16 protein-coding genes are annotated in these 13,922 nt (G+C 37.5%); 4 read left to right on the top strand and 12 right to left on the bottom strand.

Going from position 1 to position 13,922, the window contains the following annotated elements:
* Window positions 1–372: 372 nt before the first annotated feature.
* Window positions 373–1,239, bottom strand: a complete 867-nt coding sequence (locus tag AC0KUU_RS26305) for a nucleotidyltransferase-like protein (RefSeq protein ID WP_322551684.1) — start codon at window positions 1,237–1,239, stop codon at window positions 373–375.
* A 222-nt stretch (window positions 1,240–1,461) separates the two neighbouring features.
* On the opposite strand from AC0KUU_RS26305, the gene AC0KUU_RS26300 reads away from it, so the two are divergent.
* Window positions 1,462–1,821 (top strand): YgzB family protein, encoded by a 360-nt coding sequence (locus AC0KUU_RS26300; protein WP_013055173.1) that lies wholly within the window; start codon window positions 1,462–1,464, stop codon window positions 1,819–1,821.
* Between the two features lie 22 nt (window positions 1,822–1,843).
* Here AC0KUU_RS26300 and perR read toward each other — a convergent pair whose 3' ends face one another.
* The 6 genes from perR to AC0KUU_RS26270 all read right to left on the bottom strand — a co-directional run bounded on the left by perR (window position 1,844) and on the right by AC0KUU_RS26270 (window position 6,151).
* On the bottom strand, window positions 1,844–2,278 hold the full coding sequence (perR, locus tag AC0KUU_RS26295; RefSeq protein ID WP_013055172.1) for a peroxide-responsive transcriptional repressor PerR: 435 nt from the start codon (window positions 2,276–2,278) through the stop codon (window positions 1,844–1,846).
* A 254-nt stretch (window positions 2,279–2,532) separates the two neighbouring features.
* Entirely contained in the window at window positions 2,533–3,003 is a 471-nt protein-coding gene (bcp, locus tag AC0KUU_RS26290) for a thioredoxin-dependent thiol peroxidase (protein WP_043977888.1), read from the bottom strand.
* 69 nt (window positions 3,004–3,072) lie between these two features.
* Window positions 3,073–3,465 (bottom strand): ion channel, encoded by a 393-nt coding sequence (locus tag AC0KUU_RS26285; RefSeq protein WP_013081554.1) that lies wholly within the window; start codon window positions 3,463–3,465, stop codon window positions 3,073–3,075.
* 93 nt (window positions 3,466–3,558) lie between these two features.
* Window positions 3,559–4,344 (bottom strand): ABC transporter permease, encoded by a 786-nt coding sequence (locus tag AC0KUU_RS26280; RefSeq protein WP_013055169.1) that lies wholly within the window; start codon window positions 4,342–4,344, stop codon window positions 3,559–3,561.
* 9 nt (window positions 4,345–4,353) lie between these two features.
* Complete coding sequence (locus AC0KUU_RS26275) at window positions 4,354–5,145, bottom strand: ABC transporter permease (RefSeq protein ID WP_043977886.1); 792 nt, start codon at window positions 5,143–5,145, stop codon at window positions 4,354–4,356.
* Window positions 5,138–6,151 (bottom strand): ABC transporter ATP-binding protein, encoded by a 1,014-nt coding sequence (locus AC0KUU_RS26270; RefSeq protein WP_043977883.1) that lies wholly within the window; start codon window positions 6,149–6,151, stop codon window positions 5,138–5,140. Before AC0KUU_RS26270 ends, AC0KUU_RS26275 begins: the two co-directional genes overlap by 8 nt.
* Window positions 6,152–6,353: 202 nt before the next feature.
* Here AC0KUU_RS26270 and AC0KUU_RS26265 point away from each other — a divergent pair, with 202 nt between their 5' ends.
* Both AC0KUU_RS26265 and AC0KUU_RS26260 read left to right on the top strand, forming a co-directional pair.
* Window positions 6,354–7,652, top strand: coding sequence for a glutamate-1-semialdehyde 2,1-aminomutase (locus tag AC0KUU_RS26265; RefSeq protein WP_114897219.1), 1,299 nt, complete (start codon window positions 6,354–6,356; stop codon window positions 7,650–7,652).
* Window positions 7,653–8,201: 549 nt separating this feature from the next.
* The gene (locus AC0KUU_RS26260; RefSeq protein WP_013081550.1) at window positions 8,202–9,290 is read left to right on the top strand and encodes an FUSC family protein; all 1,089 of its coding nucleotides are present in this window, start codon (window positions 8,202–8,204) and stop codon (window positions 9,288–9,290) included.
* 35 nt (window positions 9,291–9,325) lie between these two features.
* Here AC0KUU_RS26260 and AC0KUU_RS26255 read toward each other — a convergent pair whose 3' ends face one another.
* From AC0KUU_RS26255 to fabL, 5 genes are all read right to left on the bottom strand, one after another.
* Window positions 9,326–11,077: an ABC transporter ATP-binding protein gene (locus AC0KUU_RS26255; RefSeq protein ID WP_016762869.1), complete on the bottom strand. Its 1,752-nt coding sequence runs from the start codon at window positions 11,075–11,077 to the stop codon at window positions 9,326–9,328.
* Window positions 11,078–11,246: 169 nt separating this feature from the next.
* Entirely contained in the window at window positions 11,247–11,783 is a 537-nt protein-coding gene (gene ntdP / locus AC0KUU_RS26250) for a nucleoside tri-diphosphate phosphatase (protein WP_043977877.1), read from the bottom strand.
* 195 nt (window positions 11,784–11,978) lie between these two features.
* On the bottom strand, window positions 11,979–12,239 hold the full coding sequence (locus AC0KUU_RS26245) for a YgaB family protein (RefSeq protein WP_013081548.1): 261 nt from the start codon (window positions 12,237–12,239) through the stop codon (window positions 11,979–11,981).
* A gap of 189 nt (window positions 12,240–12,428) precedes the next feature.
* Window positions 12,429–12,722 (bottom strand): gamma-type small acid-soluble spore protein, encoded by a 294-nt coding sequence (locus AC0KUU_RS26240; RefSeq protein ID WP_013081547.1) that lies wholly within the window; start codon window positions 12,720–12,722, stop codon window positions 12,429–12,431.
* 97 nt (window positions 12,723–12,819) lie between these two features.
* The gene (gene fabL / locus AC0KUU_RS26235; RefSeq protein ID WP_013055160.1) at window positions 12,820–13,569 is read right to left on the bottom strand and encodes an enoyl-[acyl-carrier-protein] reductase FabL; all 750 of its coding nucleotides are present in this window, start codon (window positions 13,567–13,569) and stop codon (window positions 12,820–12,822) included.
* A gap of 116 nt (window positions 13,570–13,685) precedes the next feature.
* Here fabL and AC0KUU_RS26230 point away from each other — a divergent pair, with 116 nt between their 5' ends.
* A complete protein-coding gene (locus AC0KUU_RS26230) occupies window positions 13,686–13,910 on the top strand; it encodes a hypothetical protein (protein ID WP_043977874.1) in 225 nt (74 codons plus the stop codon).
* The last annotated feature ends 12 nt before the right edge of the window (window positions 13,911–13,922 follow it).

Here is a 13,922-nt window from a genome sequence, read left to right as displayed (position 1 = left end):
CCTGAGCCAGGATCAAACTCTCCGAAGAAATGTTTGACTTGCTCAATTTAAAAAATAAAAATTAACGTTGACGTTTGTCGCTTTGTTCAGTTTTCAAAGTTCAACCGCCGCTCTTAAGCGACTTTTTAATCTTACCAGTTTATCTCTTTCTTGTCAACAACTTTTTTAAGAAGTTTTTTCAAGTTTTTGATAAATTTAGTATCGCTCATTGGCGACGTATATAAATTTACCACGGATATTTTAAAGCGTCAATAGATTTTTTAAAATAAATCGTGTTTTTTTAGAAAAACCTTTTATCAAGGCTATAAAGTCATATGTCAGGGTATCTACACGTCATAACCGCACCGTATCAGATACCCTTTATCCTCTCTATCATTTCGCCACATAGTGTCTATGGTACAAACTCTTTCCTTTTGTTTCTACTTTTTTTACCATAATGATATCTTTTTCAATTAAAAACTCAAGAAGTATTCCTAAATCAATAGCATAAGGGCGTATTTCGGGATGATGAACCAGTTCATTAAACGTCCATTCCTGCTTTTCGCTTTTCATAATATGAACAAGATGCTTGGCACCTAATTCAGTTTTTTTATTTACTAGAAATTCACTCGCTAAGAAAAGCAGCTCTAAACGCTTGCTAACCTCTTCTTGGCTAATAATTAGCTCTTCGTAAAGACGATGAATTTCAGGTTCTATTTTTTTCACTTGGTTCCACACTGTCACTTCTGGATGAAATCCATTTTCCAACACAGACAGTCGTGCTAAATGATGAAGAGCATGAATGACATGATTGAATGCATCTAAATAATGATTAGACGCATAAAAGTCTTTTCCTTCTTTAAATCGGCGAATCAACTTAGCAAACTCGACACCTATTCTCTTTGTCCGATCTTCTCTAGGAAAATCAATTAAGCGTTTCTTTAAGTTTTCCATATATTCGTTTCGATCAAATAGCACTTTACCATTTAAGATCCAATCAATAATACGGCGGTTCGTCCCATTCATAATCCATTCACTCATTTGCTGTTCAGAAGTCATATAAAGTGCCGCACGCTCATTTTCATATTCGTATTGTTTAATAAAAAGAGAAGTTTCTGTAGTTTTGGTCACAATAAATAAGATAGCATCCAAATTATCCGTCACTGGAGATTCTGATTTCTTTTTTTCAATCAGTAAAATACCTAGTGTGTCTTTATTGCTAGCTCTTTCTTGATATATTGGCCGTAAAACATCTTCCATTTTGAGCTCTCCTAACTGTAATAAACAAATATTTTTCAAAATTTTAAAGGCTATGGACTAAGATTTCTTTTTTTATTATATACGATGTATAACGGATATCCCACTCAGAATTATGGAAATCATTCAGAAAGCTCAAAAACCAACGATAATTTTCCGAAGATTCAATTTTTATCATCATTCATTGTCTCACTCTATGATATATTGGTAACAGGGGGGATACTGATGGGGATAAAGTATTCAAATAAAATTAACAAGATTCGCACGTTTGCACTCAGTCTGATCTTTGTTGGTTTCATTGTTATGTATGGGGGAATTTTCTTTCGGTCTTCAGTCTGGCTAATGACTATTTTTATGCTTTTGGGTTTGCTGTGCATCGTAGCTAGTACCGGCGTTTATTTCTGGATTGGCATGCTTTCTACAAAAGCGGTTCAAGTAACCTGCCCTACATGTCAAAAGCAAACCAAAATGCTAGGGCGCGTAGATATGTGTATGTATTGCAACGAGCCGCTTACGCTTGACCAGTCTCTTGAAGGAAAACAATTCGACGAAAAGTATAATAGAAAAAAACAAAAAGAAAGCTGATAGTATCACTACTATCAGCTTATTAATGCGCTTTTTTAGCCGTACAATCAGGACACGTTCCGTAAATTTCCATTCGGTGGTGACTAATATCAAAGTCAGTAATATGAGCAGCCAGCTTTTCTACTTCGTCTAAACCAGGATAATGAAAATCCACAATTTTTCCGCAGCTTTCGCAAATCACATGGTAATGCTCTGTTGTAACATAATCAAACCGGCTTGATGCATCACCGTATGTTAGTTCCTTTACAATACCTACTTCGCGAAATACTCTTAAATTATTGTAAACGGTCGCTACACTCATATTTGGAAACTTACCTTCCAGCGCTTTATAAATATCATCTGCTGTTGGATGTGTCATTGAATTGATTAAATACTCTAAAATAGCATGACGTTGTGGTGTAATACGAACGCCAGTACCTTTTAACGTTTCAAGGGCTTCTTGTAAATGATTGGACACGTCATGCACCCCTCTTCTGTAAGTATTATTACTTTATAATTCTTATAATTAGTCTACATGTTTTACCCACGTTTTGTCAACTTGATGCCTATTCCTATTTTATGTAACAAGTAGAAATTTTTCATATATTTTATTCAAAAAAAGAAGTGTGGAATTCAATCCACACTTTTAAATATATTAACATCTGAGGAGGTATGCCCTACACTGATATTGTATGTTCAAAGACTAAAACTGCTCTAGTTATCTGCCTGTTTTTATGCCATTTTTTCTTTAATAAATGATAAAGCTTCTTCCACATGCCCTTTCACTCGAACCTTGCGATATTCTTTTACGAGCATTCCTTCTTTATCAATGATAAAAGTGGAGCGTTCAATGCCCATATATTCTTTTCCAAAGTTTTTTTTCAGTGTCCATACTCCATACTCTTCAGCTACGCTGTGATCTTCGTCAGCTAAAAGTAAGAATGGAAGGCCGTGCTTATCAATAAACTTATGGTGTTTGTCGATTGGATCCGGGCTCACTCCTAGAATCACCGCATCTAGCTCTTCAAAATTTTCATGCTGATCTCTGAAATCACAGGCTTCTGTTGTGCAGCCTGGCGTCATATCTTTCGGATAAAAATACAGCACAACGTTTTTGCCTTTCATCGACGCTAGTGATACTTGCTCTCCATTTGTAGACATCAATACAAAATCGGGTGCTTTTTCTCCAACTACAGCTGTCATATTTATCTTCTCCTTTACGCTTTTCATTTTCTTTGAATAGCGTACCCAATATTAGATAAGATGACAAGTTTAAGTACGGGTAACAGTCCGCATCACAAAGATTGCAGGCATAATATAGCCGATAAACGCTTCAAAAGTTGCAAATAATTTCCCAATTCCAACCGGATACATATCTCCGTAGCCTACTGAAAATAACGTCGCTGCGCTGAAATACATACTGTTAAACAGGGTATAGAAATAATGACCTTCATGTTCAAACCCTCCGCTTAATACTGGAATACTCCCCATCTCACATACTGTATAAATAAGGCTAAATCCCAATAAAACTGTAATATATGAATAAAACAAGACAAAGAAATGACCAATTGAGAAAAAATGAAATTCTCCAAGTTCTTTTTCAAAGAGAAACTTCATACTACCAATTACAAAAACAATGATAACGAGGATTAGAAAAATAACCATCATTCTACTCCTTTAATTTATACTCTTACTACCACTATACGCGCGTTCTTGTCCATTCATTACTACTCCGAAGCCACGAAAAAGAGCAGGCATTTAATTGCCTGCTCCTCTGTATTTTTTGACCCCTGTATTCCATAAGAAAATAGAGATTACAAAAAAGACGATTCCCATAACTGGGGTTAAAAATGCATATCCATACCATTCTGATCTTCCTAAGAAATAAGCAGCTGGATATACGCCTACAAATGCAAAAGGAAGAATCCACGTTAAAACATATCGGATGACATTATTATAAATATCTACAGGATACCTTCCGTAGTTTCCAATATTATAAATAGTAGGCATAATAGAGGTTCTGGCATCCGACCAGAAGCCTATGCTTGCTAAGGCGATGAAAATTCCTGCGTATACAAGCGCTCCTCCTAAAATAAATAATAGAAAAATAAAAACATCATACCACTGGAAATGAAGATGTAAAGAAGAAGCAGCGTAAGCCATTACTGCAATCCCTGTGATACCACCAAACAATGATTCTAGTTCCATTCGCTCTAAAATAACTTGAAACAAACTGTGAATCGGCCTTGTTAAAATTCGATCCATTTCTCCTTTAACAATGTACCGCTCGTTGAAATCCCAAATGTTAAAGAAAGACGAAAAAATAGCAAAAGGGACCAAAAAGAAACCATAAATAAAGATAATTTCCTCTCGTGACCATCCGTGCAGCGACTGAGTATGTCCAAATACGACTAAAATAAAAATCAAATTAACTGTTTGAAACAATAAGTCTGAAATGATTTCAACTACCATGTCGGTGCGGTACTGAAGCCTTGTTTTCATATATTGACTAATGTACTGAAAGAAAATCGAAAAATAAAACATTTTCATAGACTACCCTCCTTGAATAACCATTTTTTTCTTCGCTATGTTCCACAAACATGCAATAGGGATAAATAGAAGTCCTGACCAAACTGCTTGTGTAATAAGAGCATTTATTACTTCCTGCCCTTTAAATCCATTTGTGAAAATCATGCTCGGAATATAACTAATGGCTTGAAAAGGGAAATAGCTCATAATATGTTGCGCCCAGAAAGGATAGAAGCTGATGGGCAGAAGAAGTCCTGAAAACAAATCAATAACAACGCGCTTCGCTCGAATGAGTCCATCATTGTTAAAGAGAAAGAAAGTCGTAATACCCGTTAATAAATTAATTTGTGTATTAATAATGAAACTAAAAATTAAAGACAGTCCAAAATAAAGCCATGTTGCTGCATTTGCTGAGAACTGTACTGGAAATAAAAACGCGACAATAATCATTCCGGGCACTGAGAAAAACAGCAGCCGAAAAATCCCTTCTCCCAGTCCTTGCATTGTTTTCATACCAAGGTAGCTATAAGGCTTAATTAACTCTACTGCCACTTTGCCATCTTTAATTTCCATTGCCATTTCACGGTCAATGTTATTAAAATAAAAGGCTCTTGCCATCCATGAAACGGCTACATACGTTGTCATTTGGGTAATGGATAACCCTTGAATATTCTCTTTTCCTCCATAAATAGCGGACCATAAAAAGTAGTAAGCACCAATATTAATCGCATAAATCAATATTCCGCTGTAATAATTCGTCCGATACGCCAGCATCATTAAAAAGCGAATGCGTATCATCTCTATATATTTATCCATTCACAACACCTTCTTCATAAATGTTGCGGATAATTTCTTCCGTTGAAATTTCTTCAATGTTAATATCACTGATTTCATGCTTTGCCACCACTTTAGCAATCAGCTGTGACATCAAGTCCCCTTTATTTTGAAGCTGCGCTGTCCACAAATATTTTTGATCACCTTCAATCCAGTTAACAGGCATCCCTTGCGTCAATAGCTTCAACTGCTCGTTATTTGGCGCGGTTCCAAATTCAAACGTAACTTGTTTAAGGTCTCCCCAATTCGAACGCAGCTTTTGCAGCGATCCGTCATAAATAATACTGCCTTCATCCAGCATTACAACGCGTTCACATAAAGCTTCAATATCTGCTAAATCATGTGTCGTAAGCAAAATCGTCGTATTATATTTTTCATTAATTTCTTTTAAAAATTGGCGGATTTTTAATTTAACTAGTACATCTAAACCAATCGTCGGTTCATCTAAAAATAGAAGCGGCGGATTATGAATAAGAGCAGCAGCCAGCTCACAGCGCATTCTTTGACCTAGAGAAAGCTTTCGCACCGGCTTATCTAGCAGCGGTCCAATATCTAACGTTTGAATAACGTGCTCCATATGAGCGTTATAATCTTCATCTGACACTTTGTATACTTTTTTTAACAGGCGAAAAGATTCTTGTACGGCAATATCCCACCATAGCTGAGAGCGTTGACCAAAAACAACACCAATCGTTTGGGCAAACTTTTCTCTTTCCTTATGAGGATTCATTCCATTTACGGTAATGTCGCCTGAAGTAGGAGTTAAGATTCCTGTCAGCATTTTGATTGTGGTCGATTTCCCCGCTCCGTTTTCTCCTATATACCCTACCATTTCCCCTTGTTTTACGGTAAACGATATATCGTTCACAGCTTTCATGACTCTATAATTACGGGTAAATAGATCCCGGAATGCCCCTTTAAGGCCAGAGCGGCTAGAATAGGCTTTAAATTCTTTCCGAAGTTGATTCACCTCAATAGCATTTTTCATTGTATTCCCTCCGTTACGTCGACGTATTAGTGGTTTCTTTTATTGTTTCCGGCGCCCTTGCTAGCAACTCCTCCAAGAGACGAGGAACTATTTTCTAGCAGTTAGCTCACAAATTTCTATCATACACGTTCTCGAATGTTTTTCAAGAAACAAATAAGTTTGATAGAATAGAGAAGTTGAACTTTTCATTAGGAGGCATACTATGCAATTTACAAAATCAGAACAATTACACGCTGAAGCGCTCGAGCATATTGTAGGCGGCGTTAACAGCCCTTCACGTTCATATAAAGCCGTAGGAGGCGGAGCGCCTATTGCAATGGAGAAGGCAAACGGAGCTTATTTCTGGGACGTTGATGGAAATAAATATATTGACTATTTAGCAGCTTACGGTCCTATTATTACGGGACACGCTCATCCTCATATCACGAAAGCTATTACAAAAGCAGCTGAAACGGGTGTTCTTTACGGTACGCCAACTGCTCATGAAGTCACATTTGCTAAAATGCTCAAAGAAGCGATGCCCGCATTGGATAAAGTGCGCTTCGTCAACTCTGGGACAGAAGCCGTTATGACAACGATCCGTGTAGCACGCGCTTATACTGGACGCGATAAAATTATTAAATTTGCAGGTTGCTACCACGGCCATTCTGACCTTGTATTAGTAGCAGCTGGATCTGGTCCTTCTACACTCGGCACTCCTGACTCTGCTGGTGTACCAAAAAGTATCGCTAACGAAGTCATCACAGTTCCTTTTAACGACATTGAGCCTTACAAGGAAGCATTAGAAAAATGGGGCGATCAGATTGCAGCTGTTTTAGTAGAACCAATCGTTGGAAACTTCGGAATTGTTGAGCCGGAACCTGGCTTTTTAGAACAAGTTAATGAATTAACTCACGAAGCTGGAGCACTTGTTATTTACGATGAAGTTATTACAGCGTTTCGCTTTATGTACGGTGGAGCTCAAGATTTACTTGGTGTAAAACCTGATCTCACTGCATTTGGAAAAATCATCGGCGGTGGCCTTCCAATCGGAGCTTACGGCGGTAAAAAAGAAATCATGGAAAAAGTGGCGCCGCTTGGACCCGCTTATCAAGCAGGTACAATGGCAGGAAACCCAGCTTCTATTCTTTCTGGGATTGCTTGCCTAGAAGTACTAAAGCAAGAAGGTGTTTATGAACAGTTGGATAAGCTAGGGGCGATGCTCGAAGAAGGTATTTTAAAACATGCTCGTACATATAACATGCCGATCACTATCAATCGATTGAAAGGCGCTCTTACTCTCTACTTTACAACAGAAACGGTCAAAAACTATGAACAAGCAGAAAATACAGACGGCGAATTATTTGCACGCTTCTTTAAACTAATGCTCCACCAAGGTGTCAACTTAGCTCCTTCGAAATATGAAGCATGGTTCCTTACTACAGCTCATACAGAACAAGATATTACCGACACGTTAGAAGCAGTCGAAAAAGCATTTAAACAATTAAGTGAAGAACGCTAATTCTTATTCTAAAGAGGCTGAGATAAAAGGATTTTAGACGAAGTGAAAAACGAACCATTGATCAAGATGTTTGATTAGTGGTTCGTTTTTTTTGTTAGGGTAAACGCAGGTTTCGTGTGTATAGGTCTTTCTAGCAGTTGATTGAAGGGCAAGTCGAAGACTGCTGCGGAAATCAACTGCTGTGTCACAAGCGGTTCAGCTCATGTATCTCATTTGTTCGTCTTTAGATTGGATTTATTTCGTTATGTCTCGACCTCTTTTTCGTTTTACCTTCGGGTTTTCTTATAGAACATTCCCACCTTTCATAACCATTTCTTACGCGTCATCTCCTTTTTGTCAGCCTGTCGAAAAATCCCGAGAAATACCCTTATTTTTCTGCTTGTTTTCTCTTGATATCCATTCTTAAACCTTGTATAGTATGTTATTGTTTATATTATTTCCAACAGGTTATGTAATAAAGAAGGATTGATTTTTGCAATTTATCATTTGTTTTGGGGAACATTCTTCATAACGAAAAAACTTTTTTACAGAAAGGAACTACGAACGCACATGAAACTTGGTGCCCGCATCTTAAAAACGGGAATTGCCATTACACTTTCATTGTTATTAGGTGAATTTCTAAGTTTACCATCTCCAATATTTGCGGCAATTGCGGCAGTTTTTGCAATTCAACCGTCTATTTACAGATCTTATTTAACAATATTGGAGCAAATACAGGCGAATGTGATTGGAGCTGCTTCTGCAGTTTGTTTTGGACTTATTTTTGGTACCCATCCCATCATTATTGGTTTTACCGCTGTTGTTGTCATTGCAGTCAACTTAAAATTACGTATTAATAATACAATTGGGCTTGCGCTTGTGACAGTAATTGCAATCATGGAAAATCCAGGAGATAATTTCGTTGAATATGCACTTATACGCTTTGGTACAGTGTTACTTGGGGTATTCTCAGCATTTATTGTCAATCTTATTTTTATTCCGCCAAAGTATGAAACAAGATTGTATTATAAAATTGTAAGCACAACGGAAGAAATTATTAAATGGATTCGCATGAATCTTTATCACGCATCTGAGCACACATTGTTAAAAGAAGACATTGAAAAAATGAAAGACAATGTGGCTAAAATGAATCAAATCTTTGATTTTTACAAAGAAGAACGCACTTATTCAACCAAAAAACGTTTTGTTAAGTCACGCAAGCTCGTTTTATTTCGTCAAATGATTACCGTAACAACACGAGCTCTTACAACCTTGAAACTACTTCACCGAGTGGAAAATGATCTTCAAGTCATGCCGCAGCAATTTCAAGATTTAATCAAATCTGAAGTTGAGTGCCTGTTAATGTATCATGAGCAAGTATTATTAAAATTCATTGGGAAATTACGCGTACAGCCAACCACTACTGTACCAAACGAAGCCTGCGTTGGAAAACGAGCTTTAATCGATAAATTTATGCAGTACAAAATATACGATAATGATGAAGAGAATAAGGTTATTTATCATATCTTCCCTTTAATTTCTGTCATCATTGAGTATAGTGAAGAGTTAGAGCATCTTGATAAGCTGATTGATACGTTCCAAAACTATCACAAGGATGCTAACTCATTTGATATTAATCATCAGCGACAAGAAGATTAAAAACACCACCTATTGTTAGACAATAGGTGGTGTTTTTAAATTGTATCAAGCTGCTGAACGTTAAAGAGCTGATAGTAATGACCTTTTTTCTTAATTAACTCCTCATGAGAACCTCGTTCGACTACCCTTCCATTTTCTAAAAGTACAATTTCATCAACATGAGTAATTGTAGATAAACGATGGGCTACAATGAAAGTCGTACGGTCTTTTGCTAGTTCAGCTAATGCTTCTTGAATATAGTGCTCACTTTCCAAATCTAGAGCTGAAGTGGCTTCATCAAAAATAAGAATAGCTGGATTTTTTAAAAATACGCGCGAAATGGAAATACGCTGCTTCTGTCCCCCTGATAGCTTCATTCCCCGCTCTCCCACTTTTGTATCATATCCTTCGGGCAAATTCATAATAAAATCGTGGGCATTTGCGGCCTTTGCCGCAGCAATTACTTCTTCATCTGTCGCTCCTGGCTTTCCAAGCAGTATATTGTTTTTAACCGTGTCACTAAACAACACCGTATCCTGCAGGACGATTCCAATCTTATCTCGCAGGCTGCGTACTTTATAGGTTTTGATATCAATGTCATCAATGAGAATTTTACCCTCTGTCACATCATAAAAGCGCGGAATTAAGCTGATAAGCGTGGATTTCCCTCCTCCGCTCATTCCAACAAACGCAACGGATTTTCCTTTTTCTACATCTAAATTAATATCATGAATCACAGGTTTTTCTTCTTCTTCATAAGCAAATGAAACGTGCTCAAACTGCACCTTTCCATGAAGCTCAGTACATTCTTTTGCATCTTTCTTGTCTGTAATATCGTATTCTTCATCAATGAACTCAAACACCCGGTCCATAGATGCAACAGACTGCGTGAGCGTAGTCGATGAATTGACCAAGCGGCGAAGCGGATTATACAAGCGGTCAATATAGGCCACAAATGCTACCATCGTTCCTACGCTAAGACTTTCTGTGATGACTTGATATCCAGCAAATGTAATCACGATTAAAGGTGCCAAATCGGTAATGGTATTCACTACTGCAAATGTTTTTGCATTCCAATTCGTATGATTGATTGCTTTTTGTAGAAAATTTGAATTTTGCTTATCAAATTGCTTCTGTTCATGAGGCTCAATAGCAAAGCTGCGAATAACAGAGATCCCTTGAACCCTTTCATGTAAATGCCCCTGCACTTCCGCTAAAGCCTGCGAACGGACTCTTGTTAAATGGCGAAGACGACTGTAAAAATATTTTACAGAGAACGCATAAACCGGCAGCAAAATAATCGACACCAGTGTTAAAGGTACATTCATCGTAAACATAATCACAATGGCTATTACAATCGTCATCATATCAAGCCATACGTTCATTAAACCTGTGATAACAAAGTTTTTTGTTTGCTCTACATCATTAATGACTCGTGAAATCACTTCACCCGCTCGCGTATTTGCATAATAACGTAAGCTAAGCTTTTGAATATGGCTAAACAGCTGATCCCGTATATCATATAGTACTTTGCTCGATACCCACTGAGCATAATACTGCCTGTAATATTCAATGGGAGGTCTTAACACTAAAAATACAACAAACGAAATCCCCATAATCGTCACCATTTTATGAACTTTTTCAGAGGAGGACATGCCATGTCCATTTACGATATCGTCCAAAACATATTTTAAAAGCAGCGGAATCAATAAAGGAATAGCAAATTTAATAATACCAATTAATACAGTGCCGACAATTTGCCATTTGTATGGCTGTACAAACTTCATGTAGCGTCTTATACTTCCCATAAAATCTCCCCTTTCTATCTATGAGGGCAAGCTTTCTTAGTATATGTACACGCGTCGATTTTTTAGTGCTTTTATCTCTTCTAAAAGATGGTGAGCATAACGCCAAAAAGAACATTATATCAAACAGTCAGCTTTAGACGGCCTAACATAATGTTCTCTAAATCATTCATCAAGAATGCCGATATGTTAAAAAACGCTCATACCAAATGTCAATGAAATCTGGAGCAAACGGGCCTTTTCGCTGTCGAATCCAACCTTTTAACTCCTCGACGTGATTATGTAAAATACGGTCAATCACTTCTGGATAATTCATTTCTTTTCGATGCTTCTCATATTCATCTTCATCAAGAAGGGAGTATGTCATATCTGGATAGACTTTGATATCTAAATCATAATCAATATATTTGAGCGCTTCATTGTCATCATAAATGAACGGCGAACTGATATTGCAGTAATAATAGATTCCATCTTCACGGATCATACCAATGACGTTAAACCACTGCTGAGCATGAAAATAACAAATTGCAGGCTCTCTTGTGACCCATGTTCGTCCATCTGATTCTGTAACGACCGTACGATCATTTCCTCCAATCACTAAGTTATTGGTTGCTTTTAATACGGTTGTCCGATCCCATACGCGATGAATATGTCCATTATGCTTGTAGCTGTGTATTTGAATTGTTTCTCCTTCCACCGGAATTCCCATCTCCAATACCTACTTTCATTTTAGCACTTAAAAAAATTCATATAACGTCTCCATTTGTCTTATGTTTATTATAACGGTTTCTCTCTCATTTTAACACAAATGTGCTAACCTTCTTGAGTTCAAAAAAGTCACTCCCCCTACTTTTCCTTTGCTTGGCAGCCTTAAAAAAGAGAGGAAGTGACACATCAATGTTCATTAAGCAAGTGTAGAGCAAGCCCCTTCACTTTTATATGTACGAATAATATCTTCGGTTTGTGCTTCAAACGTCAATTGAATCTCTTTTAATTTTAGTTTCATTTCACTAATTTCATCTTGCACAGAATGAAGTTTTGCTTCTTCATGAAGTTTTATTAGTTCACCTTCGATTTCCTGACAGCGCTCAATCTCAGACTGCAAAAACAGAAGTTGATCCATGGTCTCCAATTGTTGAGTCACTAGCTGATCAAATTTTTTCATACGATAGCTCCTCCCTATTTGCTTTAACCATACACGCGGCACTTCTGTTAACATTCTGTTTAGGTGAGACAGATTCCTTTGACGAGTTGTGTAAAGTTTCAAGAAGTTTTGTCATACTTTGTTGCTTTTTATATAAGAAAAAGCGAACTTAACATCGCCGTATGAAAGACGTTAAGTTCGCTTTTGGTATTAACCTTGGTATTTACCAGAGTTTTGGTTTTTCTTTGCTTCAGCTTGTGCGTTTTGTTGTCTCACTTCTTGAGCACTTGTTTCGCTAGCAAATTCAGTACCGAAGTTGTTTTTAGATGCTTGAGCATTTTGGCTTTTGTTTGCCGCTGCTTGAGCATTTTGTTGTTTCACTTCTTGTACATTTGTTTCGCTACCAAATTCAGTACCGAAGTTGTTTTTAGATGCTTGAGCATTTTGTTGTTTCACGTGTTGTGTGCTTGTACCAGATGCTGTTTTGTTTGTTTGTTTTGCCATTGTAATCACCTCCACGAAAATTAATATGCCCGGGAGGTAAATAGGGTATGCAAACTTTTTTCAATATTTTAAGGCGCGAGCACAAAACACATTTACCTTACATTAAAAGTGAACGCCCTCCGTCAATAATAAGCGTTTGACCGCAAATCATATTTGCTTGATCGGACACTAAGAACATAACTGCATCTACCATGTCTTTTGGCTCCACCATACGACCAGCTGGAGTATGCTTGCGTGCATCATCTAGAAGCTCATCGCGATTTGGGAAATGTTTTAATGCCTCTGTATCCACAGCCCCTCCAGATACAGCATTTACCACAATATTCTTTGGAGCCAGCTCCACTGCTAAATAGCGGGTCAACGCTTCTACAGCAGCTTTTGACACGCCTACTGTTGTATAATTTTCTAAGTAGCGAATAGACCCAAGCGAACTGATGGTAACAATCTTTCCTCCGCCTACTTTTTCCATACGTTTAGCCGCTTCTTGTGCACAGAATAAATATCCTTTGCTGTTAATATCCATTGTCCAGTTCCAGTGAGTTTCTTCCAATTCCATAATAGGACGTAGAACTCCTGACGCTGCATTACTTACAAATACGTCTAAGCGACCGAATACTTCATCAATTTGCTCAAACATTTCTTTAATTTTTTCTACTTTTCCTACGTTTGCTTTAACAACTAATGCTTCTCTGCCTAGTGCTTTGATTTCTTCTGCTACTTCCTGCGCTGCACTTTTGCTTCGTGCATAGTTTAATACAATATCGTATCCTTCTTTAGCCAGACGTAAGGCAATTTCTTTACCAATACCTCTGCTGCTTCCCGTAACTAGTGCTACCTTTTGTGACATGATGTCATCTCCCTTATGTATCGTATTATCTTTACATTGTACTGATTTTATCGCATAAGAAACAAGTAATATAGGGAAAATAGATAAAACTTGATGAAATGAACGAGGTGAATAGAATGTATGTAGGTAGAGACATGACGGCTCTTTCAATGATTTCTAAAAGCGAGTGGAAAGACAGCGAGCTTGCGTTTTTTCATCACTCTTTACAGCAAATGACGCCGTATTTAAATGCTGAAGGACAAGGTATTCATCAGCAAATTATTAAAGAAATTGAAGCACGGGGCGGGCTACAGCGCCACGAAGCAGATTACACACACGGCACGCATGTATCATATGATTGAATAAAAAGAAGC

Source organism: Priestia sp. ST2, assembly GCF_055810735.1.
This window is presented reverse-complemented; position numbering and strand designations above follow the sequence as displayed.